Raw genomic sequence first — 24,066 nt, 5'->3', positions numbered from 1 at the left:
TCGCGTGATGCGAGGGGGCTCGAACCCCCGAAAGAGGGATTGACGACAAGTGCTCGACGTCAACTTCTTCGACGAGCTGCGGATCGGCCTTGCCACCGCGGACGACATCCGGACCTGGTCCCACGGCGAAGTGAAGAAGCCGGAGACCATCAACTACCGCACGCTCAAGCCCGAAAAGGACGGACTCTTCTGCGAGAAGATCTTCGGTCCGACCCGGGACTGGGAGTGCTACTGCGGCAAGTACAAGCGTGTCCGCTTCAAGGGCATCATCTGTGAGCGCTGTGGCGTCGAGGTAACTCGCGCCAAGGTGCGCCGTGAGCGCATGGGCCACATCGAGCTTGCCGCTCCCGTTACCCACATCTGGTACTTCAAGGGCGTCCCGTCCCGACTGGGCTACCTGCTGGACCTCGCGCCGAAGGACCTCGAAAAGGTCATCTACTTCGCCGCGTACATGATCACGTTCGTCGACGAGGAGCGCCGTACCCGCGACCTCCCGTCGCTGGAGGCGCACGTCTCCGTCGAGCGCCAGCAGGTCGAGAACCGTCGCGACTCGGACCTCGAGAACCGTGCCAAGAAGCTCGAGACCGACCTCGGCGAGCTGGAGGCCGAGGGCGCCAAGGCCGATGTGCGCCGCAAGGTGCGCGAAGGTGCCGAGCGCGAGATGAAGCAGCTGCGCGACCGTGCGCAGCGCGAGATCGACCGTCTCGACGAGGTGTGGAGCCGCTTCAAGAACCTCAAGGTCCAGGACCTCGAGGGCGACGAGCTGCTCTACCGCGAGCTGCGTGACCGCTTCGGCACGTACTTCGACGGCTGCATGGGTGCTGCTGCTCTGCAGAAGCGCCTGGAGTCCTTCGACCTCGACGAGGAGGCCGAGCGCCTCCGCGAGATCATCCGTACCGGCAAGGGCCAGAAGAAGACCCGTGCGCTCAAGCGCCTCAAGGTCGTCTCCGCGTTCCTGCAGACCAGCAACAAGCCCAAGGGCATGGTGCTCGACTGCGTGCCGGTCATCCCGCCGGACCTGCGTCCGATGGTGCAGCTGGACGGTGGCCGCTTCGCGACCTCCGACCTGAACGACCTGTACCGCCGTGTGATCAACCGCAACAACCGCCTCAAGCGTCTCCTTGACCTCGGTGCCCCCGAGATCATCGTGAACAACGAGAAGCGGATGCTGCAGGAGGCCGTCGACGCGCTGTTCGACAACGGCCGCCGCGGTCGCCCGGTCACCGGTCCCGGTAACCGCCCGCTCAAGTCCCTCAGCGACATGCTGAAGGGCAAGCAGGGCCGATTCCGTCAGAACCTCCTCGGCAAGCGCGTGGACTACTCCGCGCGTTCCGTGATCGTCGTCGGCCCGCAGCTCAAGCTGCACCAGTGCGGTCTGCCGAAGGCCATGGCGCTGGAGCTCTTCAAGCCCTTCGTGATGAAGCGCCTGGTGGACCTGAACCACGCGCAGAACATCAAGTCGGCCAAGCGCATGGTCGAGCGCGGCCGCACCGTGGTGTACGACGTCCTCGAAGAGGTCATCGCCGAGCACCCGGTGCTGCTGAACCGTGCACCGACCCTGCACCGCCTCGGCATCCAGGCCTTCGAGCCGCAGCTGGTCGAGGGCAAGGCCATCCAGATCCACCCGCTCGTCTGCACCGCGTTCAACGCGGACTTCGACGGTGACCAGATGGCCGTGCACCTGCCGCTCTCCGCGGAGGCGCAGGCCGAGGCCCGCATCCTGATGCTGTCCTCGAACAACATCCTGAAGCCGGCCGACGGTCGTCCCGTCACCATGCCGACCCAGGACATGGTGCTGGGTCTGTTCTTCCTGACCACCGACGGTGAACTCCGTGACACCAAGGGCGAGGGCCGCGCGTTCGGCTCCACGGCCGAGGCGATCATGGCGTTCGACTCCGGCGAGCTGGCACTCCAGTCGTCCGTCGACATCCGCTTCCCGGTGGGCACCATCCCGCCGCGTGGCTGGGTGCCGCCGGTCGCCGAGGAGGGCGAGCCCGAGTACCAGCCGGGTGACACCTTCCGGCTGCGGACGAGCCTGGGCCGCGCGCTCTTCAACGAGCTGCTGCCCGAGGACTACCCGTTCGTCGACTACTCGGTCGGCAAGAAGCAGCTCTCCGAGATCGTCAACGACCTCGCCGAGCGCTACCCCAAGGTCATCGTGGCGGCGACGCTCGACAACCTGAAGGCGGCGGGCTTCCACTGGGCCACCCGTTCCGGCGTCACCGTCTCCGTGGCGGACATCGTCGTGCCCGAGGCCAAGAAGGCCATCGTCAAGGGCTACGAGGACCAGGACGAGAAGGTCCAGAAGCAGTACGAGCGCGGTCTGATCACCAAGGACGAGCGCACGCAGGAGCTCATCGCGATCTGGACCAAGGCGACCAACGAGGTTGCCGAGGCGATGAACGCGAACTTCCCCAAGACGAACCCCATCTTCATGATGGTTGACTCGGGTGCCCGAGGAAACATGATGCAGATGCGTCAGATCGCCGGTATGCGTGGTCTGGTGTCCAACGCCAAGAACGAGACGATTCCCCGTCCCATCAAGGCGTCCTTCCGTGAGGGCCTCACCGTTCTGGAGTACTTCATCTCCACGCACGGTGCCCGTAAGGGTCTGGCGGACACCGCCCTGCGTACCGCCGACTCGGGTTACCTGACCCGTCGTCTGGTGGACGTCTCGCAGGACGTGATCATTCGCGAGGAGGACTGCGGCACCGACCGCGGCCTCAAGCTGAAGATCGCCGTCAAGGGCGCCGACGGCGTGCTCCGCAAGACGGAGGACGTCGAGACCTCGGTCTACGCCCGCATGCTCGCCGAGGACGTCGTCATCGACGGCAAGGTCATCGCGCCTGCCAACGTCGACCTCGGTGACGTCCTGATCGACGCCCTGGTGGGCGCCGGCGTCGAGGAGGTCAAGACCCGCTCGGTCCTGACCTGCGAGTCCGCGGTCGGCACCTGTGCCTTCTGCTACGGACGCTCGCTCGCCACCGGCAAGCTGGTCGACATCGGTGAGGCGGTCGGCATCATCGCCGCCCAGTCCATCGGTGAGCCCGGTACCCAGCTGACGATGCGTACCTTCCACACCGGTGGTGTGGCCGGTGACGACATCACCCAGGGTCTGCCCCGAGTCGTCGAGCTCTTCGAAGCCCGTACGCCCAAGGGTGTCGCCCCGATCTCGGAGTCCGCGGGCCGGGTCCGGATCGAGGAGACCGAGAAGACCAAGAAGCTCGTCGTCACGCCGGACGACGGAAGCGAGGAGATCCCCTTCCCGATCTCCAAGCGCGCCCGTCTGCTGGTGGGCGAGGGCGACCGCGTCGAGGTGGGCCAGAAGCTCACCGTGGGTGCCACCAACCCGCACGACGTGCTGCGGATCCTCGGTCAGCGCGCGGTCCAGGTCCACCTGGTCGGCGAAGTCCAGAAGGTCTACAACTCGCAGGGTGTGTCGATCCACGACAAGCACATCGAGATCATCATCCGGCAGATGCTCCGCCGCGTGACGATCATCGAGTCCGGCGACGCGGAACTGCTGCCGGGCGAGCTCGTCGAGCGTTCGAAGTTCGAGACCGAGAACCGTCGTGTGGTCACCGAGGGCGGCCACCCCGCCTCCGGTCGTCCGCAGCTGATGGGTATCACCAAGGCCTCGCTGGCGACGGAGTCGTGGCTGTCCGCGGCTTCCTTCCAGGAGACGACCAGGGTCCTGACGGACGCGGCGATCAATGCCAAGTCCGACTCCCTGATCGGCCTCAAGGAGAACGTCATCATCGGTAAGCTCATCCCGGCCGGTACGGGTCTGTCCCGCTACCGCAACATCCGGGTCGAGCCCACCGAGGAGGCCAAGGCCGCGATGTACTCGGCCGTCGGCTACGACGACATCGACTACTCGCCGTTCGGCACCGGCTCCGGCCAGGCCGTTCCGCTGGAGGACTACGACTACGGTCCGTACAACCAGTAGAAGTGAGTGAGAAGGGCGCCCACCCCGTCAGGTACGGGGTGGGCGCCCTTCTGCGTGCCCAGCCCCGTGACGCCGCGTGACAACGCAATACAGGCGCTAGCGAGCGGCTGCCGCGTCGTCGGAGGCCTGACTGCCGCAGGCCGATCCGGGCGCGGGTCAGCGCACGGTCTCCCACAGGGCGACGGCGAGGCCGGCGGTAGCGGTGAGGACGCCGATGCTCGCCAGCGGCCAGCGGGTACGTTCCAGCGCGTCGAGCCGGGACTCGTGGTCGGCCAGCTGTTTGTCGGTCTGGTCGCTGCGCTGGACCAGCAGCGCCAGCTGGCCGTCGGCGCGGGCGAAGCCTGCCTCCAGCGTGCCGCGCAGGCGTTCCAGCTCCAGGGCGACGGCGACCGGATTGTTCGGATCAGTCTCGGTCATGGGCGGCTCCTGTGGTGTCGTCCCCCGTCGGCCCGGTGCGCAGCCACGCCGGGAGCAGCGCCTGCACCCCGGGTACGGCCATCACCCGGGTCAGCGCCCCCGCGACGGCCAGGGCCCCGGCGACCCGGGGCAGGGTCGCCGGGAGCCCGGACGCGTCGACGAGTGCGGGCAGAAGCACGGCAAGGGAGAGGGCGGTCTGGACCAGGGTGCGGGTGGTGCGGCGGGCGGCATCGGACATGGTCGCGGGCTCCTCATTTCGTGTACGGGACCTTGAGGGCGTTCCAGGAGGTGCGGCCCGGTACGCCGTCGGCGTCGCTGCCCCGGAAGCCGAGCTTGCGCTGCCAGGCGGCGTACGAGCGGCGGTCGGCGTCGGTCCAGCGGGGGCCGGGGCCGACGGTGTACGACGAGCAGCCCTCGGCGACGAGCCTGCGCCCCATGGCGGTGATCGCGGGCGAGCTGGTGCGGCCGGAGAAGAACGAGGCGCCCGGGAACGGCTGGTACCGGGGGGCGGACCCGCCACCGGCCGGGCCGCCCAGCCGGGCGGCGACCCGGTCCCGGAGCGCGGGCATGGTGAAGCCGCGCGGATCGACCTTCCAGTCGGACCATTCCAGGTGGCCTATGACGCTGCGGGCGGTCCAGCCGTGGGCGCGGCAGATGGCGGCCGAGACGCGTTCGATCGCTTCGAGCTGGGCGGCCGGCCACGGGTCCTCGCCGTCGCCGAGGTTGACGCACTCGAATCCGTAGAAGCGGGCGTTGCCGTCGACGGAACCGGCGCTGCCCTCGTGCTCGTGCGGGGCGGGCGGGCGGTCGCCGTAGTCCTCCGCGATCACCCGCTGGAGGACGGCCGGATCGCCGCCGCCCGCGTGGTTGGCGCGGCCGTTGCCGACCAGGTGGACGGTGCCGGTTTTGTCGATGACCCCGTGGCACAGGGGGCCCGGCAGTGCGGAGTGGCCGTTGTAGCAGAGCGCCACGGAGGCGTCGGTGCCGCTGCTGACGGTGTGGTGGATCATCACGCCGTTCAGCGGGCCCCAGGCGCCCTTGTGGTTGCGGTTGTGGGTGCGCCAGCTCTCGTAGCCGACGACGTCGACGCCTTCGGCGTGCAACGCGGCGAGCAGTTGGCCGGCGGTCAGGGGAGTGGCCATGGTCGTGTGGTCCCTTCGTTCGGGTGGGTACGCGAAGGGGCCCCGCACCACCCGGTGCGGGGCCCCTTCACGAAGGCGTGGTCAGGAGAGCGCCGCCCAGATGGAGTTGGAGTCGGCAACCACCTTGTCGGTGGGGAAGGAGTTGGGCAGCGAGGTCTGGCCGGTGGTGCTCAGCCGGCCGTGGCGGATGAACTTGCCGGGCATCCGGGCACTGCCGCCGGGGGCCTCGCCCACGCTGGCCGCCCGCAGGAAGGCGGGGCCGCTGTTGCTGGGGTTGGGGCCGTTGACGACGAGCCCGATCCAGTAGTTGCCCGCCGCCGCGTTGTACGAGGCCGCCAGCGGGCAGACGACGGTTGTGCCCTCGGTCTGCTTGATGAGTGTGGTGAGGTTGGCGGTCAGCCCGACCCGGGTGCCCGTGTCGGTGTAGAGGCCCGCGTACGAGGACACGCTGAGCGTGCCGCCGACGTACCCCGGGATGTAGAACACCACGTTCTTCACGGTCGTGGGCGCGTGCAGCGGGACGCCGATGAGGTACACCCAGCCGTTGATGCAGTACTGCGGGGTGCTCGCGGAGCTCACCGCCGGGTCGAACGCCCAGCCGCTGAAGCCCATCGACGACGGGGTCCAGGTACCGGCCGACGAGACCGCGTCCACGTAGCCGCGACGGGTCAGCTGGTCGGCGGTGGCCGGGGCAGCCTTCGTGGAGGGCGGGGTGACGAACGACTTGGCGCCCGCGATCTCCTGGGGCCCCGCGAGCAGGACGCCTTCGCCCGCCGGTACCGCGGCCACGTCCGACGCTGCGAGGGTGACGGCGCCGGTGAGGCCGTTGACCGAGGCGACCGGGGCGCCGCCGAGTGCCAGGTAGCGGGCGTCGCCCGCCGCCTGGGTCAGCGCCCCCAGGTCGGTCGCGGTCAGCAGGACCTCACCGGTCTGGCCGTTGACGGAGGCGACGGCGCCGCCGCCGGCCGGGAGCTGGGCTGCCGGGACCAGCCCGTCGGTGCCGAGGGTGGCCACGCCGCCCGGCGCTCCCGCCGACGCCGCGGCGAGGGCCGAGACGTCCGCCGCGCCCAGCACGATGTCGGCCTCGGCGTGGCCGTTGACGGAGTGCACCGCGCCGGCCGGTCCGGCCGGGCCCTCGGGGCCCAGCTCCCCGGCGGGTCCCGGCGGCCCCGGTACGGCCACGTACTGCGGGGTGCCCGGATCGGCCGGGGCGATGTCGGCGAGGTCCACGGCCGGGACCGCGGCCGCCAGAGCGATCTGGTAGACGCGTCCGCCGCGGGAGAGCCCGGCGAGCTTCTCCGTGACGGTGTACGTCCAGGCGGCGGGGTTCCAGCCGGGGGCGTCGGAGGCGGGCAGGACGACGCTGATCCTGCCCTCCGCGTCGAGCGTGGCCCGGGTCGGACCGCCCAGGAAGAGGTCCTCCTCGGCGTGGGTGAGGAGCGCCGGGGGCCGGAATTCGACGGTGCCGCTCATCGGGCGGCCGTCGGGGGTCAGGTAGCGGGCGGTGACGGTGACGGTGGGGATGTTTTCAGGCAGCACGCGGGTGCCCTCCTCGGTGGTTGATGGGGTGGCCGTCCGACGGCTGACGGATCGGGACCGGGCCGCGCGTGACGCGCGGCCGGTCCCGGAGCGCGTCAGGACTGGATGCCGTACAGCGCCAGCGGACGGCAGCGCAGGGTGTCGCCGGTGGCCGCGACCTTCGCCTGGATCTCGAAGGAGACGGTGGCGCCGAAGGTGGCCGGCAGCCGCTCCGTGAAGGTCAGGCCGTCGCCCGGCACGCCCACCGGTCCCAGCGGTACGCCGTCGACGAGCAGACGCACCTCGGCGCCCGTGCTGCCCTCCGCGGCGACCACGCAGTGCAGCCGGGGGTGCTGGACGAGGCCCGGACCCCGGTAGAGCGTCGTCCAGCCGGTCGACCCGGTGGACTCCCAGCGCGTCGCGTCGGCCGGGCCGGGCAGGGGGTACGGGATGTAGGGGCGGGCCAGTCCGCCGAGGGCGGCATCGTCGGCGAGGACCACGTTGCCCCGGCGGTCGAAGACCTGCACCGGCTGGACGGGAAGGGTGTCCGGGGCCGCCGTCCAGACGGTCAGGGCCAGGGAGCCGTCGTCGCGGCGGACGACGAAGCCCTGTTGCGGTTCGTCCGTGCCGCGGTCCGGCTGGACCCGGCCCAGGTAGAGCAGGTCCTCGTCGCCGGAGGTGCGTACCCGCAGCCGCCCCCGGTCGCCGATGACGACCTCGCCGCCCATGATCTGATTCAGCGGCGGAGTGGTGTTGGCACTGCCCATCAGGTCCCTGACCTGGCGTTCCAGTGCGCGGATGCGGTCGAGCAGGTCGGTGGGGATGATCGCCACGGGTCAGGCTCCTTCCAGGTAGAGGACGGCGGTCTCGGCCTGGGTGCGCTGCGGCGGGGTGACGGCGATGCCGACGATCCGGTAGGCGGCGTCCAGGCCCTCGTGGTGCCACAGGTCGTGGATCCGCAGTCGGATGCGGGCGCCGAGGAGCGCCGGAGTGATCCGGCCGTCGAGCAGCACGGTCAGTTCCGGGATGACCTCGGGCCGGTTCTGCCGGGCCAGTTCGGCGGCGGCCAGCGAACGCAGGGTCGCCGTGTCCGAGACGCCGCTGTGGTCGGAGGTGAGCTCCAGACGGGGCCAGCCGGCCTCCAGGTCGCCGGGGGACGTCTCGCTGACGGTGAGCGGCTGGGACTCCTGGGACTGGTCGGTGTTGGCGGAGTCACCCCGGGCCACCCAGACGTTCGCCTGGACGGTGGAGTCCGTCGGCAGGTTGTAGGTGAGCACCTGGCCGGGGTGGCTCAGCACGATGTCCGTGTGTCCCGTACGGATCTGCGGGTGGCCGAGCTGGAGGCGCTTGACCCGGCGGCCCTCGGCGTCCCGGTAGCAGTGGACGCGCCACTCGAACCCGTCGCTCAGCCGGCCGAGGTTGTCGAGCAGTTCCCGGACGCGGGTGAGCGCGGAGTACGCGTAGGCGAAGTCCCTTACCACCCCGGAATGGTCGTGACCGGGGCTGATGCCGATGTCGCCGCCGGGCTGGTCCTGCGCGTGCGTGATCAGGGTGTGGGCGATCTCGAACTGGTCCGTTCCGGTGCCCGCCAGGTCGTGGGCGAGGATGCGGTGGTCCAGGTAGGAGTCGAAGGTGCCGGCCTGGAACTGCACGGTCAGCCGGCCCTGTTCGTCGGATTCCGGTGTGCAGGTCCACAGGATCCCGCCCCACCAGATGTCGCCGTCGCGCTCCAGCCAGACCGCGGTGCGGCCGGGCTGGAGCGCGGCCCGCGCCCTGCCCGCGAGCGCTCCCCCGGGCAGGGGGACGGTGGCGGTGAGCGATCCGGGCTTGCCTATGTAGTCGTCGAACTTGGTCTCCGTGAGCGGCAGCACGTCCAGCAGGCGGTCGGTGCGCAGGTCGCAGAAGAGCGCCCGGTAGACGGGCGTGGTGACGGATGCGGTCATCGGCTGCCTCACACGAGCGGATCGACGCGGATGAAACGGTTGTCGAACCAGCCCCTGTTGCTGGTCGCCGACGAGCAGTAGGCGGAGACCGCGGAGTATTCGGCGCCGGGCTGGAGCCCCGTGACGCGGAAGGTGGAGGCCACCGACGTCAGGGCCTTGGACCCGACCGTCGCCGCACGCTCCTCGTTCGCCGCGAGGACCAGGGTCGCGCCCTTGCGGATGTTGGCGCCCATCCGGCACCACTGGCCGTCGACCCCGGTGTTCCCCACGAATCCCACGGTCACCAGGATCGCGCCCGTCACCGGCGCGGTGAAGGTGGCGGTGATGGTGGGGCCGTTGGTGTCGGCGACCGCCTCCACTCAGGCGGTGGTGGCGCAGTAGCCGCCGTCGTTGTTGTACGCCCAGGCGGAGGACGGGACGGCGGGCCGCCACACGGTGCCGTCCCAGCGCTGGAGCCGCCCGGCCTCGTCGCGGTACTGGCCGGTGTACTCGCCCGCGGCGAGGGCGCCCTGCGGGGCGATGCCGCCGGCCTGGCGGGGGTAGCTCGTCCAGCGCGTGCCGTCCCAGCGCTGCAGGGTGCTGGAGGTGTCGCGGTACTGGCCCGGGTATCCGCCGGGTGTGTCGCGGTTCCAGGAGTCGGCGAGGATGCCGCCGACGGCCACGGTCGAGACCCGCATGTCGTACACGGCGTCGGCCCAGGCGATGCCGCCGGTGCCCACCGAGGCGCCCGCGGGCACCAGGACACGGGCGAGCGGAAGCGAGGCGTCCGGGAGCAGCGGCGGCTCCGGGGTGGCCTCGGCCTTGCCCACGACGACCTCCAGCACGGCTTCCGTGCGGCCGGTGCCGTCGAACTGGGTGTCGTACACGCGCAGGACCACCAGGTCGATGCGCGGGTTGGAGGCGTCCCCGTCGCCGAAGGTCACCTCGGTGTAGTCGGTGAGGACGACCGGGTAGGCGCCGGCCGGTCCCTGGCCCTGGATCACCGCACGGCCCGGGGCGACGGTGGCGTTCATCCCGGCGCTCTCGCCGAAGACGTAGAGACCGGACATCAGGTACTCGCCGCCGGTGGAGCCGGGGAGCACGCCGCCGGCGGTGGTCAGTGCTCCGTTCGGGGTCATGGTGCCGACCGGGGCGAGGCGGGTGTCGGCCCGGGACTGGCCGGTCTCGGTCTCGGTGCGGTTGATCAGCCACGCGCTGCGTACGGGCATGTTGTCCTCCTGGGAAGTGATGGGGTGTCGGTCGTGGGCCGTGCGGGGATCACCAGTGGGCGTCGCGCCAGCGCAGGGTGACGGAGGCCCGGGGGTCGGGCGTGGTGTCGTCGGAGCGGAAGGAGAGCTCCGTGGCGCCCGGCGGCAGGTGGAACAGCTGCTCGGGTACGGACACGGGGGACGCGGTGTAGAGCCGGGACGCGGTGGCGTTGAGCAGCACCGTGCCGGATTCGGTGTCCACCGTCAGGACGTCCTGGGGGCCCAGCACGATGTCGTACCGGAGCCGCCGGCCGTCGCCGAGCCGGGTCAGCGTCGGGCGCCGGAGCGGGCCGCGGAACTCGATCATCGGCTGGGCCGCCGCGCCGCCGCCGTTCACGGCGGTGCAGGTGCCGGCGGCTCCGGCCGTCCCCCACTCCAGAGGCCACGCGAGGCCCATGCCGACGATGCCGGGTTCGGCCGGCCAGTCCAGGCCCGGTTCCGTGAGGGGCAGCGTGGCCCGGGTCTCGCGGAGCACGGCCCCGAACCGGCGCGGGTCGGTGGCGGTCCACTGGAGACTGGTCCTGGCCGCGCCGTGCACCACGTAGGACCGGTCCTGCGGTACGACACGGCGGCTGACCCGGGCCCGGACGGCCAGCGTCTCGCCATGCAGCCGCACGGCGAGCCACTGCTCGCCGTCGTCCGCGCCGGTTGCGGCGCGGAAGGCGGAGACGACGCCGAGGGCCTGACCGGCCGTGCGCGGCAGTAGCCAGACGGACGCGCCGACGAGACGGGGCTGCGCCCAGCGGGCGCCGGGCCAGGCGCCGTGCTGGTCGGGGCGGGAGATGTCGCCGGTGTCGAGCACCGGCAGGTCGTCCCAGCCGGTGAGGCCCGTGCGGTCGATCTCGTACGGCGTACCGGGTCCCATCAGCAGTCCGGCCCACTGGATCTGCCCGTCGCGGGTGATCAGTGAGCCGGGTTCGGTCTCCTGGGCATATGTGGTTGTGGTCTCGGCCATGAGGGGCCGTCACCTCGCTTCAGTCGTGGGGCGGGTGGATGCTCATGCCGCCGACCCGCGCAGGAACAGCAGGTCGGTGGCGACGGCGAGGGGGCCGTTGCCCTCGGTCGCGTGGTACGCGCGCAGCCGTGAGCGGTCCGTGGTGCCGGTGGAGCCCGTGGGGTGCGGCGCGGCGTCAGCGGGGCGCAGCCGGCTGAGCGCGGACAACGGCAGGACGGGGGAGCCGCCGGGCGCCCTCGCGGGCTGGACGACGCCGCCTTCGGCGAGCTGGGGGATCTTGGGGAGGTCGACCCCGAACTTCTTGCCGAAGAAGTTGAAGCTGAGCTTGTTGAGGCCGTCGATGACCCGGTTGGCGAAGGAGATCAGCGCTTTGACCGGGCCGGTGACGGCGGCCATGACGCCCTGCATGCCGGTGCTGATGAAGCCGCCCATGCCGTTCAGGGTCCTGGACATGGCGGTCTTCACCCGGGTGAACATGTCGGGGATCTTCTTCGTGATCCAGTCCAGGACGGGCTGGACGACCGGGCGGAACCCGCTCCACGCGCGGCGGATGATGCCGGACACCGCGTTGGTGGCCGAGGTGACGGCGGAGCGGGTGCCGCCGAAATCCTTGGAGAGGAGTGCGCCGACGACGGCCAGGACCGTGGTGACGACCGTGAAGGCGGCCTCGAAGTAGGCCGAGATGACGGTGGCGTACGCCTTGAGGACGGGGCCGAGGAACTTCCCGATGCTCAGGAAGACCTGGAGGACCTGGTCGAGGACCTGCTTCATGATCTTCTGGCCGGTCTGCGAGTTGAGCGCGTACTCGATGAGGTACCCGGCCAGGGGGCTCACCAGGCCGAGGACGAAGCCGAGCGGGTTGGCGCGCATGGCGACGTTGACGGAGGTCATCGCGCCGGAGGCGACGGTGACCGCGCCGCCGAAGAGGCCCATGAGCGTGGACACCGTGCCGGAGCCCTTGCCGAGGACGCCGACGACCCCGCTGAACAGGCCGGCCTCGGTGGCGATGGAGTTGAGGGGTGCGAGGGTGGTGCGGGCCTTGGCGCTGCCGGTACGGAGCTGGGCCGCCGTACGGCCGGCGGTGCGGCCCGCTTTGGTGAGGGACTTCCCGGCCGTGTCCGCCTTGGTCCTCAGCTGCCGGAGCTGCGTTCCGGCAGCGTCGGCGGAGCCCTTGATCCGGTCGGCGGCGGTCCCGGCCCGGCCGATGCCCTGTGCGGCGGCCCGTATGGACTGGGCAGCGCCCGTGACGCGGCCGCTGAAGGAACCCAGCGCTCCCGCTACTCCCGCGAACGGGTCGGCGCCGATCACCGCGGCACTCATCCGCGCGCCTTGGACAGGAACAGCAGGGCGGCGGCCGTCTCCTGGAGGTCGGCCGTGGACGCCTCGTAGTAGTTCTCGATCCGGAATCCGGAGACCGCTCCGGCCGTGGCGTTGACCGAGTCGGCCCTGGCCCGGCGGGCGGTGTGCCGCAGCAGCCGGTCCAGCTTGGACAGCGGCAGTACGGCCTCGGCCTCACCGGCCTCGGCGACGATGGCGTGCACACCGCCGTTGCGCGGGGCCACGATGCCGCCGGCCGCCAGCTGGGGGATCTTCGGCAGGCTGATGCCGAAGGTCTTGCCGCCGACACCGGGGACCCAGCCCGGGATCGAGACCTTGATGCGGTTGAGCTTGTCGATCGCGGAGTTGATGAGCCGGATGACGGAGTTGACGGGCGCCTTCACGGCGCCCTTGATCGCGTCGAAGGCCCGGCTCGCGATGCCCTTCAGCCCGCCCCAGATGCTCGACAGCTTCTCCTTGACCCTGCTGAAGGCCTTGGGGATGACGTCGCGGATCCAGTTGATGACCGGCGAGATGACCTTCTTGATGCCGTTCCAGACACTGGAGATCACCTGCTTGACGGCGTTCATGACCGTCGTGATGATCTTCTTCCAGGCGTTGAAGTAGGTCGTGACGACCTTGGCGACGGCCTTGATGACGACGGTGATCGCCTTCTTGATGCCGTCCCAGACCTGCTTGATCAGCGCGCCGGCCTTCTTCATGATCGGTCCGACGGCCTTCATGACCGAGCTGATGACCTTCTTGATCGCGTCGAAGGCGACCTTGAGGACCTTCTGCATGGTCTTCGACCGGGCGGCCATCTCGACCACCTTCTCGACCAGCGGGGCGAGCAGGGAGAGCAACTGGCCGACGAGGTTGCCCTTCATCGACTTGTTGAGCCCCTTCATGCCCTTGGAGGCCTTGTCGGCCCCGGACTTGAACTTTCCGACCTGGGTGCCGCTCTTCTGACCGGTCTTTCCGGCCTTGGACATCGAGCGCTCGGCCTTGTCGGCGGACTGCTGGATCTTGGTGAGCTCGCGGGCGGAGCCCTGGGCGGAGCTCTTGATTTTTTTGAGGCCGGTGTCACCGGTCCGGGCTCCGGCGGCCAGGGACTTCACCGATTTGCCGGCGCTGTCCGCTTGTGAGCGGAGCCGCGCGAGGGCGGTGGAGGACTTACCGACGGCTTGCGTCAGACTCATTCGGAATCTCCCTTGATCCGCGGTGATTCGGGTCCAGGCAGCCGTTCATCAGGCGAACGCCGCCGTGAGTTCGGTGACGGCGCTGCGCAGGACCCTGACGTCGCTGGCGACACCACGAACCAGGGGGCGGCTCCGATGATCGATTCCTTGGTTCGTTCTGTTCAAAGGGTCGGCACGCAGCCGCTCCTGCTCCTGCTGGGCGGCGCTTCCGGCCCGCCTGATCGCGTCCTTTATCTTCTGGACGTCCTGGTCGATGTCCTTGATCTTCTCTATGTAGTCCTTGTGGTCCTCCAGGAGCTTCTCGTTCTCCTCCTTCGTCTTCCTTGCCGCCTTTTGATGCTCGGATTCGATCTTCTTCTGAATCCTTGTGATAAGCCCCTGAGAAAGCTTCCACTCCCGGGTGGCCCCGAGAATGGTCAATCCCTTTTCGTCGATCTTGAAGGCTGATACACCGATCGTGAGGGCTGTGAGGCCGGCGGCGATTCCGGTCAAGCCGCCAGTCACTGCGGCGATGGTGTTGCTGACCCCCGCGAAGGTGTTCGAGAGGCCGCTCTGTGTGGTGCGGAGTGATCGATAGGAGCTCTTGAGTTTCGTGATATCGGCACGGGCGGAACCGATATCTGTCTCTGCCTGGCCAAGGTCCCTGTCCAGCTCGGCTATATCTCTGGTCATGATCTCCTCGCAATTATCTTGGGGTGCTAGGATCCCCGCATGAGCACTGAAACTGTTCGTGTCGTTCTCGTTGCGCCAATATCGCAGGAGCGATATTTCATTCCCCGGAGAAAGCGTTCGATCGCGTGGTATGCAGAGCGTTCCCTCGCGGTTGCCGACAGATTCACTCCCGGTGCGGGAATCGAGATCCTCCTCTACGGAAGCGGCCACGACGGTCCGGCCGTCGCCCGCACGGAATTGCAGCAGCAGTCCCGTGCGAGTTGGGTTCAGGAATGGGCAACCAGGCCGAACATGCGACGACGTCTGCTCACCGACGCTGTTCCGCGCAGTCGCGTGGAAGAGTTCTTCGACCTGACCCACGAGTCATTGATCAGATCCAAGCCGCTGCCGGCCGCGGAGCTCATCGTGAAGCGGGTGGAAGCCGCAGGCGGTGCGCCCACTCTGGTGATCTTCTGGCTGGACGGCAGAAGCCAGGCCAGGGAGATCCTTGAGGTCCTTCACGCGTCCCGGGTCGAGAACGTCTTCTGGCAATTCTTCGGGGACGAGTCGGTCATTGACTCGTTGTGGCGCGAAGAGAAGGTCCACAAAGGGCAATTCCTTCCCCACGTCTCCTTCCACTTCAACACGAGCTGGAGTGTACGGAAGATCAGCAAGGCATTCTCGCGTTGGCATGCGCCACGGGGCGCTTGAAGATGTTCAACGGACTGTCCCGCGGGTCTTCATTAAAATGGTGTCACGTGCTGGGGAAGGAAACCTTCGGGACGCGGTGAGGGTTGATTCCATGGGCCTACGGGATTCTTTTTCATGCTTGTCGGTATGTTCTTCTGCACCCTCGGTCCAGCTGGTTTCCATACTCTTCCCGGGACCGGTGGTTGCCGTGCACCCCGGAACCCGGCTCCCCGGGCACGGTCAGGTGAAGAAGCGCATGAGGTCATCCGGGCCGGGCGGCGTTGCCTGTTCGTCCGTGGAGCCCTCAAGGGAGGCCGCGTCGCCCGGCCTCGGTACCGGCACCGGCGGCTCGGGCGCGTCGGCGTCCTCGTCCGTGTTGACGGAGGCGAACATCCAGTTCGCGGCGGCGAGATGGTCCACGGCAGCGGCCAGAAGGTAGTCGGTCACCGTCCAGTCGGCGCTTTCCCCGTGAATTTCCTGGGCGACGGCGCTGTCGCGTGGCATGTGCTTGACCAGCACCGCGAGCCGACGGCTGGTCAGCCGGCCGCGGTGCCAGTCGAGCAGGTCCACGCCGAAGTGCCTCAGCAGGTCGGCCTCGAGAGCCTCGGCGTGTTCTTCCGCGAACGCGTCGAGGCTCAGCCTTCCCCCAGGCCGAGCCCGGTCTCCTTGCCGTACGCCTCCAGGATCGCGGCGATGTCCTGCATGGTGATCTCGTACCGCTCGAAGCGCGCGAACTGCTTCTCGCCCATCAGGAGTTTCAGCAGGCCGTCGACGTCGTTGTCGTCGAGGGAGCGGAGCGCCTTGGCGGTGGAGCGGCTCAGTTCGGTGGACTGTGGCGGTGTGCGGTTCGGGCCGGAGAACGGGGGGTGCGCGTGGCCGGGCGTGAAGAGCGACCCCGGATTTCCGTCGAAGAGCCCGTCGCGGAGGAACCGGCGGCGGACGCACCCGCACCCGCAACCTCCGCCGAAGCCGAAGCCTCCGCCGGAGCCGAAGCGCCCGCCGGCTCTCCCGCCGAGGGCTTCCCTCCCGGCCACCGCACCCCGGACGCGGCCCCACCGCCCGTGGGTGACCCCGCCGACGAGCCGGACACCCTGTCCGGGCTCCTCGCCGCGCTCGGCCGCCATCTCGAGACCCGCGCTCCCGACGAGGTCCTGGTGCTGCTGCGGGAGGAGATGGAACGGCGTGAGCTGCGCGCCTACTCCAGCGGCTGGCGCGATGCCGCCGCTCAGTACGAGCCCGCGCTCCGGGAGGCGAGGGCCGCGGGCGGCCGTACCTTGCGCCTGGTGAGGGAGGCGTCCGGGCAGGCGGCGGTGATCCCGTTCCACCGGCAGGCAGGCAGGCAGGCAGGCGGGCGGCGCGGCGGACCGGGCCCGGGAAGGCGAGGCCGCCGAAGAGCGGACCGCGCGGACCGGACCGGCGGCCGGCGGTGAGCGGAGGGACGGCCCTGTTCCGTCCGCTCCTGCCCTCGTCCCCAAAAGCCGCAGCTCCCGGGTGCCCACGATTCCCCGGCTGCGCCCACCGCCGCGCCGGCCGACCAGAGACGCGAACCCCGTCGCGCCCGACGGCGAGCGCCTGTGACGTGGGACACGGGCCGGGTCCCGGGTGGGGGCGCCCGTTCGGGTCAGCCCGGGAGGGGGTGTCACCTTCAGGGCATTTGTTTTGACCCAGCTCTGTGAGGTAGGTACGCTCAGACCTTGTGCCTGGGTTGTGCCTGGGCTCGTGTGCGTGTCCTCAACCGCACGGCGAGCTCGTCTTTGGCCACCGTGATCTGTGGATGAACCGCCTTCAGGGCAGTGACCCGCAGTATCCGACACACCCGACCGCGTGGGTCGGAGTTGTTCCAGGTTAGTTTCACCGACGGCACACAGAAACCGGAGAAGTAGTGCCTACGATTCAGCAGCTGGTCCGGAAGGGCCGGCAGGACAAGGTCGAGAAGAACAAGACGCCCGCGCTCGAGGGTTCTCCCCAGCGCCGCGGCGTCTGCACGCGTGTGTTCACGACCACCCCGAAGAAGCCGAACTCCGCGCTCCGGAAGGTCGCACGTGTGCGTCTGACCTCCGGTATCGAGGTCACGGCCTACATCCCGGGTGAGGGACACAACCTGCAGGAGCACTCCATCGTGCTCGTGCGTGGTGGCCGTGTGAAGGACCTGCCGGGTGTTCGTTACAAGATCATCCGCGGCTCCCTTGACACTCAGGGTGTCAAGAACCGCAAGCAGGCCCGCAGCCGCTACGGCGCCAAGAAGGAGAAGTAAGAATGCCTCGTAAGGGCCCCGCCCCGAAGCGCCCGGTCATCATTGACCCGGTCTATGGTTCTCCTCTTGTCACCTCGCTGATCAACAAGATCCTGCTCAACGGCAAGCGTTCCACCGCCGAGCGGATCGTGTACGGCGCCATGGAAGGCCTCCGCGAGAAGACCGGCGCTGACCCGGTCATCACGCTGAAGCGCGCGCTTGAGAACGTCAAGCCCTCGCTCGAGGTCAAGTCCCGCCGTGTCGGTGGCGCCACCTACCAGGTGCCGATCGAGGTCAAGCCCGGTCGCGCCGCCACCCTCGCACTGCGCTGGGTCGTCGGTTACTCCCGCGCCCGTCGCGAGAAGACGATGACGGAGCGGCTCATGAACGAGCTGCTCGACGCCTCCAACGGTCTTGGCGCTGCTGTCAAGAAGCGCGAGGACACCCACAAGATGGCCGAGTCGAACAAGGCCTTCGCGCACTACCGCTGGTAGTCGCTCACCCCATCGAGACCGAGAGAAGATTGAGCCTTATGGCCACCACTTCGCTTGACCTGGCCAAGGTCCGCAACATTGGGATCATGGCCCACATCGACGCGGGCAAGACGACCACCACCGAGCGGATCCTCTTCTACACCGGCGTTTCGTACAAGATCGGTGAAGTCCACGACGGCGCTGCCACGATGGACTGGATGGAGCAGGAGCAGGAGCGCGGCATCACGATCACGTCGGCCGCGACGACCTGTCACTGGCCGCTCAATGATGTTGACCACACCATCAACATCATCGACACCCCGGGTCACGTCGACTTCACCGTCGAGGTGGAGCGTTCGCTCCGCGTCCTCGACGGTGCCGTCACCGTGTTCGACGGTGTGGCCGGCGTCGAGCCGCAGTCCGAGACCGTGTGGCGTCAGGCGGACCGCTACGGCGTTCCGCGTATCTGCTTCGTCAACAAGCTCGACCGCACCGGTGCCGACTTCCTCCGTTGTGTCGACATGATCGTCGACCGCCTTGGTGCGGTCCCGATCGTCATGCAGCTCCCCATCGGTGCGGAGGCCGACTTCCGCGGCGTCGTCGACCTCGTGACGATGAAGGCCTTCGTGTACCCCGAAGAGGCCGTCAAGGGCGAGATGTACGACACCGTCGAGATCCCGGACAACCTCAAGGAGGCTGCCGAGGAATGGCGCGGCAAGCTCCTTGAGGCCGTCTCCGAGAACGACGACGCCATGATGGAGCTGTACCTGGAGGGCGTCGAGCCCACCCAGGACCAGCTGTACGAGGCGATCCGCCGGATCACCCTGGCGTCGAAGGGCTCGGCTGACTCCGTCACCGTCACCCCGGTGTTCTGTGGTACCGCGTTCAAGAACAAGGGCGTCCAGCCCCTGCTCGACGCGGTCGTCCGTTACCTGCCTTCCCCCCTGGACGTCGAGGCCATCGAAGGCCACGACGTCAAGGACCCCGAGGTCGTCATCAAGCGCCGTCCCTCGGACGACGAGCCGTTCTCCGGTCTCGCGTTCAAGATCGCCAGCGACCCGCACCTCGGCAAGCTCACCTTCGTCCGGATCTACTCCGGTCGCCTCGAGGCCGGCACCGCGGTGCTGAACTCGGTCAAGGGCAAGAAGGAGCGCATCGGCAAGATCTACCGCATGCACGCGAACAAGCGTGAGGAGATCGCGTCGGTGGGCGCCGGCGACATCATCGCCGTCATGGGCCTGAAGCAGACCACCACCGGTGAGACGCTGTGTGACGACAAGAAGCCGGTCATCCTGGAGTCCATGGACTTCCCGGCGCCGGTCATTCAGGTCGCCATCGAGCCCAAGTCCAAGGGCGACCAGGAGAAGCTGGGTGTTGCCATCCAGCGCCTCTCCGAGGAGGACCCGTCCTTCCAGGTGCACTCCGACGAGGAGACCGGCCAGACCATCATCGGTGGTATGGGCGAGCTTCACCTCGAAGTGCTCGTCGACCGCATGAAGCGCGAGTTCCGCGTCGAGGCGAACGTCGGCAAGCCGCAGGTCGCGTACCGCGAGACGATCCGCAAGGCCGTCGAGCGCATCGACTACACGCACAAGAAGCAGACTGGTGGTACCGGCCAGTTCGCGAAGGTGCAGATCGCCATCGAGCCCATCGAGGGCGGCGACGCGTCGTACGAGTTCGTCAACAAGGTCACCGGTGGCCGCATCCCCCGTGAGTACATTCCCTCGGTGGACGCGGGTGCTCAGGAAGCCATGCAGTTCGGCATCCTGGCCGGTTACGAGATGGTCGGCGTCCGCGTCACCCTTCTCGACGGTGGTTACCACGAGGTCGACTCCTCGGAGCTCGCCTTCAAGATCGCCGGTTCGCAGGCGTTCAAGGAGGGTGCCCGCAGGGCGTCCCCCGTGCTCATGGAGCCGATGATGTCGGTCGAGGTGACCACGCCCGAGGACTACCTCGGCGATGTCATCGGCGACCTCAACTCCCGCCGTGGCCAGATCCAGGCCATGGAGGAGCGCAGCGGCGCTCGCGTCGTGAAGGGCCTCGTGCCCCTCTCGGAGATGTTCGGCTACGTCGGAGACCTCCGCAGCAAGACCTCGGGTCGCGCAAGCTACTCGATGCAGTTCGACTCCTACGCCGAGGTTCCGCGGAACGTCGCCGAGGAGATCATCGCGAAGGCCAAGGGCGAGTAACTCTCCCGAGCTCACGCTTTAGGCTTGTCACCGGAGCCCGGTGGGGCATGCGGCGCAGCGCGCAAGCACTGTGCCGCATGCCCCCGGGTCCGGCATCCCAGCAAAGATCACCTGGCGCCGATGAAGCAAGGCGTACAGAACCACTCCGCAGGAGGACCCAGTGGCGAAGGCAAAGTTCGAGCGGACTAAGCCGCACGTCAACATCGGCACCATCGGTCACATTGACCACGGTAAGACGACCCTTACGGCCGCCATTACCAAGGTGCTTCACGACGCGTACCCGGACCTGAACGAGGCCTCGGCCTTCGACCAGATCGACAAGGCTCCTGAGGAGCGCCAGCGCGGTATCACCATCTCGATCGCGCACGTCGAGTACCAGACGGAGTCGCGTCACTACGCGCACGTCGACTGCCCGGGTCACGCTGACTACATCAAGAACATGATCACGGGTGCGGCGCAGATGGACGGCGCCATCCTCGTCGTCGCCGCGACCGACGGCCCGATGCCGCAGACCAAGGAGCACGTGCTCCTGGCCCGCCAGGTCGGCGTTCCGTACATCGTCGTCGCGCTGAACAAGGCCGACATGGTGGACGACGAGGAGATCCTGGAGCTCGTCGAGCTCGAGGTCCGTGAGCTCCTCTCCGAGTACGAGTTCCCGGGCGACGACCTTCCGGTCGTCAAGGTCTCGGCGCTCAAGGCTCTTGAGGGTGACAAGGAGTGGGGCCAGACCGTCCTCGACCTGATGAAGGCCGTCGACGAGTCGATCCCGCAGCCCGAGCGTGACGTCGAGAAGCCGTTCCTCATGCCGATCGAGGACGTCTTCACGATCACCGGTCGTGGCACCGTCGTCACCGGTCGTATCGAGCGTGGTGTCCTCAAGGTCAACGAGACCGTCGACATCGTCGGTATCAAGACCGAGAAGACCACCACCACGGTCACCGGCATCGAGATGTTCCGCAAGCTGCTCGACGAGGGCCAGGCCGGTGAGAACGTCGGTCTGCTCCTCCGTGGCATCAAGCGCGAGGACGTCGAGCGCGGCCAGGTCATCATCAAGCCCGGTTCGGTCACGCCGCACACCGAGTTCGAGGCCCAGTCCTACATCCTGTCGAAGGACGAGGGTGGCCGTCACACCCCCTTCTTCAACAACTACCGCCCGCAGTTCTACTTCCGTACCACGGACGTGACGGGCGTTGTGACCCTCCCCGAGGGCACCGAGATGGTCATGCCGGGTGACAACACCCTCATGAACGTCGCGCTGATCCAGCCGGTCGCCATGGAAGAGGGCCTGAAGTTCGCCATCCGTGAGGGTGGCCGGACCGTGGGCGCCGGCCAGGTCACCAAGATCCTCAAGTAAGTCCTTGAGCGTCTGACCTGGTAGCTCCGCACAGAGCACCGAGAAGGGCCCCCTCCCATCGCGCAAGCGGTGGGAGGGGGCCCTTCTTCTTTGTTCACGGAGCGGGTACGGGCGGCCGGCGCACCATGAAGACGTCGACCGGGTCCTCGCGCTCCAGGGTGAACCCGTGCCGCTCGTACAGCCGCCGGGCCGCGCTGCCCTGGAGCACGTTCAGCCGGACCGTGACCCCTTCGGCGTCGGTACGGGCCAGCAGTTCGCGCAGGACCGCGGAGCCGATGCCCGCGCCCTGGAGCTCCGCGGCGAGGAAGAAGCTCTCCAGGCAGCGGCCGTCCTCGTCGGGCCGCAGGGTGACGCAGCCGGCGAAGCGGCCGTCGACGACGATCACCGAGGTGTACTCGGGGAGGTAGGAGTCCCGCAGCCGCCGGCGCACCCGGTGCTCGTCGTACCGTCCCAGGCGGACGAGGTCAGGGCGCATCACGATGGCCCTGAGCTCGGCTATGGCGTCGACGTCCTCGGGGGTGGCGGGGCGCAGGGCCCAGCCTTGAGTGGTGCGTACATGCATGGCGGGATTGTGCCAGAGGCGGGGCCCGGAAGCGCAGGTGGGACGGGGCGGACCGGATTCGAACCGGTGTCCTCCCACATGATGTGAAGGCGCGACAACCACTGCGCTACGCACCCCGTCCCGCCGGGCAGCATATACAGCGCCCGTGCTCCGGCGCTTTTCAGTTCTTCGCATCGGTATTCGGATGCGAGGCTGCTGGGCGCGACCGTACTCCCCGGCGGGGACCGACCGGAGAGCGTGCGTATGCGGAGGCAGGCCCTGGGTGTTCAAGGGCCGGGGTCAGTGGTCCTCGGTGAAGACGTCCTCTGCGGTGGTTGCGGTGGCGGCGCGGGTGAGCCACCGGTGCAGGAGCGGGAGGTCGGTGCAGCTGGTGATCTTTTCGCGGGTCTCGTCGGTGAGGGCGATGCCGCGTGCCTGGAGGATGAGGAGGAGGCCCTTTTCCATGCCTTGGGCGCGGCCTTCGTCCCGGATTTCTTCTGACATGAAGGACTTGTAGAAAGAGGTATCCACGGCCACCAGGTTCCTCCACTGTTGTGCGGCCGGGCGGTTGCCCAGGCCCTGTGCGGTGAGTTCGACGATGGGTTCGGCGATGGTTTCCGGTGCTTCGCGCAGCGCGGCGGAGAGCGTTTTCAGTATGGCACCGACGTCCGGATTGTCGGCGTGTGTGATGGCGGCGAGGGTGGCGAGTGCGAGGTCCTTGCGCGCCTCGGCCACGTTGGTGATGACGGGCATGTTGTGGGGGCCTGCGACGAGGGGGTTGAGGGTGAGGGTCGGCCATTGGGGGAGGCCGATGGTGAGGGGGCGGGCGGCCCATTCGGCGGTGGCGTGGTCCTGGCAGACGACCAGGAGGAGGACGGGCAGCCCGTCATATCTGTTGTGCAGATAGCTGACGTAGTAGGGCCAGCTGGTCGTCTTGCGCCGGTCCTTCTTGCCCTGGGCCTCGATGGCGAGGAGGAAGGGTCCGTCGGTCTCTGTCTCGATGCGCAGGAGGGTGTCGACTCGGCGTTCGACGGGTTTGGCCTCGGTGAGGTCGGTCGGCAGGACGGTGGCCGAGATGGGCTGTGGGAGGTCGACGCCGAGCACTTCGGAGACGCGGGAGAAGAGGCCCGGGTACTCCTGGAAGATGCGGTGCATCGCCTCGTGGGGTGAGCTGACCATGCAGGTCCGTTCGGGGTTGAGGGCGGATGGGCGTTACGCGGTGGCGCTGTGTGTGACGGCCGGTTCTTCGGTTCGGCAGTCGCGGCAGTGCCCTGGCCCTGTGGCGCGGAAGGCGCGTTCGCAGGTGTCGCAGTTCTGGAGCGGGATGACGAGGACCTTGCGGCGGGGCGGGGTGAGGTCGGCCGCGCCGGGGAGCGGGGGCGGCAGGAGGGTCGTGATGCGGTGGCGCAGGAGTTTCGCGGGGTGCTTGACGGGGACCGGGAGGTCGGTGGTGAGCGCGTGGCGGATGGTGTCGGGGTGGCTGTCGCGTTCGAGCCAGGTGGCGATGCCGGGCGTGAGGGTCGCGATGTCGCCCTCGGTGAGCGTGAGTTGGGGTGCGTGACGGCGTAGGTCGGCCAGAAACGCGGAGGCGGTCCGGTGCAGCTCCCCGGTGGGTGCGTGCGGCTGGGGGAGCGGTTGGGGCGGAGTCCTGGGGGCGGTGGGCGGCGGTACGTGGACGGGCGCGGGCGCGGGTTGGGTGGCGGCCTCGCGTGGTGGTGGGGCGGCGGGTGTCGTCGGCGGTTTACGGGGTCGGGGCCGGGGTTCTGGAGCGGCCGTCGTGGACGGCTTGGCACCGGGCTGGTTGTACGAGACCGTGCGCGTGACCATGCGTCCGCTGGGGAGGCGTACGCGGCTGCGGTCCAGGTAGCCCTTCGCTTCCAGCTCGTGCAGGGCCGCCGTGATGCGGGCTTCGCTCTCCGGGAAGCGGTCGGTGAGGACCTTGATGCCGACCTTCGCCCCGGCGGGCAGCGACTGGATGTGCGCGGCAAGGCCGATCGCGACGAGGGAGAGCTCGTGGTGCTGGGCGAGGTGGTTGCCGATGACCGTGAAGCCGGAGACGTGGCGGGTGTTGACGTGGATGACGCCGGATGTCGGCGTGACGTCGGGCCGGGTGCCGGGAGAGCTGGGCGGGGTGCACGGGGGCGCGATAACCTGCTGGGTATCCATCGGGAAGGGTCTACTTCCTCGTGGTCAGGCCCCTGGCTGAGATTGTCGTCTCGCCGGGGGCCGTCTCGTGTCTGTGGTTGTC

23 protein-coding genes, 1 tRNA gene and 1 pseudogene are annotated in these 24,066 nt (G+C 68.7%); 7 read left to right on the top strand and 18 right to left on the bottom strand.

The window, feature by feature from the left end; all coding sequences use genetic code 11:
* The first annotated feature begins 49 nt into the window (after positions 1 to 49).
* Positions 50 to 3,949 carry a DNA-directed RNA polymerase subunit beta' gene (locus OG322_RS14150; RefSeq protein ID WP_024493180.1) on the top strand — a complete coding sequence of 1,300 codons (3,900 nt, stop codon included), beginning with the start codon at positions 50 to 52 and terminating at the stop codon, positions 3,947 to 3,949.
* Between the two features lie 156 nt (positions 3,950 to 4,105).
* On the opposite strand, the gene OG322_RS14145 is transcribed toward OG322_RS14150, so the two are convergent.
* From OG322_RS14145 to OG322_RS14090, 12 genes are all read right to left on the bottom strand, one after another.
* Positions 4,106 to 4,366: a hypothetical protein gene (locus OG322_RS14145; RefSeq protein WP_123461046.1), complete on the bottom strand. Its 261-nt coding sequence runs from the start codon at positions 4,364 to 4,366 to the stop codon at positions 4,106 to 4,108.
* The gene (locus OG322_RS14140) at positions 4,353 to 4,604 is read right to left on the bottom strand and encodes a hypothetical protein (protein ID WP_124284773.1); all 252 of its coding nucleotides are present in this window, start codon (positions 4,602 to 4,604) and stop codon (positions 4,353 to 4,355) included. The genes OG322_RS14145 and OG322_RS14140 overlap by 14 nt, the downstream gene beginning before the upstream one ends.
* Before the next feature lie 13 nt (positions 4,605 to 4,617).
* Positions 4,618 to 5,508, bottom strand: coding sequence for a peptidoglycan-binding protein (locus OG322_RS14135; protein WP_266411208.1), 891 nt, complete (start codon positions 5,506 to 5,508; stop codon positions 4,618 to 4,620).
* A gap of 81 nt (positions 5,509 to 5,589) precedes the next feature.
* A complete protein-coding gene (locus OG322_RS14130) occupies positions 5,590 to 7,047 on the bottom strand; it encodes a phage tail protein (protein ID WP_329306488.1) in 1,458 nt (485 codons plus the stop codon).
* Positions 7,048 to 7,142: 95 nt separating this feature from the next.
* A complete protein-coding gene (locus tag OG322_RS14125) occupies positions 7,143 to 7,859 on the bottom strand; it encodes a hypothetical protein (RefSeq protein WP_123461050.1) in 717 nt (238 codons plus the stop codon).
* Between the two features lie 3 nt (positions 7,860 to 7,862).
* Complete coding sequence (locus tag OG322_RS14120) at positions 7,863 to 8,969, bottom strand: hypothetical protein (RefSeq protein ID WP_329306487.1); 1,107 nt, start codon at positions 8,967 to 8,969, stop codon at positions 7,863 to 7,865.
* 8 nt (positions 8,970 to 8,977) lie between these two features.
* Complete coding sequence (locus OG322_RS14115; protein WP_329306486.1) at positions 8,978 to 9,328, bottom strand: hypothetical protein; 351 nt, start codon at positions 9,326 to 9,328, stop codon at positions 8,978 to 8,980.
* The gene (locus OG322_RS14110; protein ID WP_329306485.1) at positions 9,329 to 10,177 is read right to left on the bottom strand and encodes a hypothetical protein; all 849 of its coding nucleotides are present in this window, start codon (positions 10,175 to 10,177) and stop codon (positions 9,329 to 9,331) included.
* Between the two features lie 49 nt (positions 10,178 to 10,226).
* Positions 10,227 to 11,171, bottom strand: coding sequence for a phage distal tail protein (locus OG322_RS14105; RefSeq protein ID WP_329306484.1), 945 nt, complete (start codon positions 11,169 to 11,171; stop codon positions 10,227 to 10,229).
* Positions 11,172 to 11,213: 42 nt separating this feature from the next.
* Complete coding sequence (locus OG322_RS14100; RefSeq protein ID WP_329306483.1) at positions 11,214 to 12,491, bottom strand: tape-measure protein; 1,278 nt, start codon at positions 12,489 to 12,491, stop codon at positions 11,214 to 11,216.
* The gene (locus OG322_RS14095) at positions 12,488 to 13,687 is read right to left on the bottom strand and encodes a phage tail protein (RefSeq protein WP_124284780.1); all 1,200 of its coding nucleotides are present in this window, start codon (positions 13,685 to 13,687) and stop codon (positions 12,488 to 12,490) included. The genes OG322_RS14100 and OG322_RS14095 overlap by 4 nt, the downstream gene beginning before the upstream one ends.
* A gap of 48 nt (positions 13,688 to 13,735) precedes the next feature.
* Positions 13,736 to 14,359 carry a hypothetical protein gene (locus tag OG322_RS14090; RefSeq protein WP_329306482.1) on the bottom strand — a complete coding sequence of 208 codons (624 nt, stop codon included), beginning with the start codon at positions 14,357 to 14,359 and terminating at the stop codon, positions 13,736 to 13,738.
* 39 nt (positions 14,360 to 14,398) lie between these two features.
* Here OG322_RS14090 and OG322_RS14085 point away from each other — a divergent pair, with 39 nt between their 5' ends.
* Positions 14,399 to 15,049 carry a VWA domain-containing protein gene (locus OG322_RS14085; RefSeq protein ID WP_329306481.1) on the top strand — a complete coding sequence of 217 codons (651 nt, stop codon included), beginning with the start codon at positions 14,399 to 14,401 and terminating at the stop codon, positions 15,047 to 15,049.
* A 219-nt stretch (positions 15,050 to 15,268) separates the two neighbouring features.
* Here the strand turns inward: OG322_RS14085 and OG322_RS14080 are convergent, their stop codons facing one another.
* Both OG322_RS14080 and OG322_RS14075 read right to left on the bottom strand, forming a co-directional pair.
* The gene (locus OG322_RS14080; protein WP_123461058.1) at positions 15,269 to 15,598 is read right to left on the bottom strand and encodes a hypothetical protein; all 330 of its coding nucleotides are present in this window, start codon (positions 15,596 to 15,598) and stop codon (positions 15,269 to 15,271) included.
* 65 nt (positions 15,599 to 15,663) lie between these two features.
* Positions 15,664 to 15,855 (bottom strand): annotated as a pseudogene (locus OG322_RS14075) (hypothetical protein); the annotation flags it as partial.
* 234 nt (positions 15,856 to 16,089) lie between these two features.
* Between OG322_RS14075 and OG322_RS14070 the strand changes: the two are divergent.
* The 5 genes from OG322_RS14070 (at position 16,090) to tuf (ending at position 21,277) form a co-directional block, all read left to right on the top strand.
* Positions 16,090 to 16,458, top strand: coding sequence for a hypothetical protein (locus tag OG322_RS14070; protein WP_185095362.1), 369 nt, complete (start codon positions 16,090 to 16,092; stop codon positions 16,456 to 16,458).
* Between the two features lie 452 nt (positions 16,459 to 16,910).
* Positions 16,911 to 17,282 (top strand): 30S ribosomal protein S12, encoded by a 372-nt coding sequence (rpsL, locus tag OG322_RS14065; RefSeq protein WP_003948652.1) that lies wholly within the window; start codon positions 16,911 to 16,913, stop codon positions 17,280 to 17,282.
* 2 nt (positions 17,283 to 17,284) lie between these two features.
* Positions 17,285 to 17,755 carry a 30S ribosomal protein S7 gene (gene rpsG / locus OG322_RS14060; RefSeq protein WP_014047773.1) on the top strand — a complete coding sequence of 157 codons (471 nt, stop codon included), beginning with the start codon at positions 17,285 to 17,287 and terminating at the stop codon, positions 17,753 to 17,755.
* Positions 17,756 to 17,793: 38 nt separating this feature from the next.
* Positions 17,794 to 19,923: an elongation factor G gene (gene fusA / locus OG322_RS14055; RefSeq protein ID WP_123461059.1), complete on the top strand. Its 2,130-nt coding sequence runs from the start codon at positions 17,794 to 17,796 to the stop codon at positions 19,921 to 19,923.
* Positions 19,924 to 20,083: 160 nt separating this feature from the next.
* The gene (gene tuf, locus OG322_RS14050) at positions 20,084 to 21,277 is read left to right on the top strand and encodes an elongation factor Tu (RefSeq protein ID WP_073732686.1); all 1,194 of its coding nucleotides are present in this window, start codon (positions 20,084 to 20,086) and stop codon (positions 21,275 to 21,277) included.
* 94 nt (positions 21,278 to 21,371) lie between these two features.
* Here tuf and OG322_RS14045 read toward each other — a convergent pair whose 3' ends face one another.
* The 4 genes from OG322_RS14045 to OG322_RS14030 form a co-directional block, all read right to left on the bottom strand.
* Positions 21,372 to 21,839, bottom strand: coding sequence for a GNAT family N-acetyltransferase (locus OG322_RS14045; protein WP_329306480.1), 468 nt, complete (start codon positions 21,837 to 21,839; stop codon positions 21,372 to 21,374).
* 43 nt (positions 21,840 to 21,882) lie between these two features.
* Positions 21,883 to 21,956 (bottom strand) — tRNA-OTHER (locus tag OG322_RS14040).
* A 162-nt stretch (positions 21,957 to 22,118) separates the two neighbouring features.
* On the bottom strand, positions 22,119 to 22,997 hold the full coding sequence (locus OG322_RS14035; protein ID WP_329306479.1) for a hypothetical protein: 879 nt from the start codon (positions 22,995 to 22,997) through the stop codon (positions 22,119 to 22,121).
* Positions 22,998 to 23,030: 33 nt separating this feature from the next.
* Positions 23,031 to 23,984 (bottom strand): helix-turn-helix domain-containing protein, encoded by a 954-nt coding sequence (locus OG322_RS14030; protein ID WP_329306478.1) that lies wholly within the window; start codon positions 23,982 to 23,984, stop codon positions 23,031 to 23,033.
* Positions 23,985 to 24,066 lie beyond the last annotated feature (82 nt).

The organism is Streptomyces sp. NBC_01260 (assembly GCF_036226405.1).
In the GTDB taxonomy this organism is placed as follows: domain Bacteria; phylum Actinomycetota; class Actinomycetes; order Streptomycetales; family Streptomycetaceae; genus Streptomyces; species Streptomyces laculatispora.
This window is presented reverse-complemented; position numbering and strand designations above follow the sequence as displayed.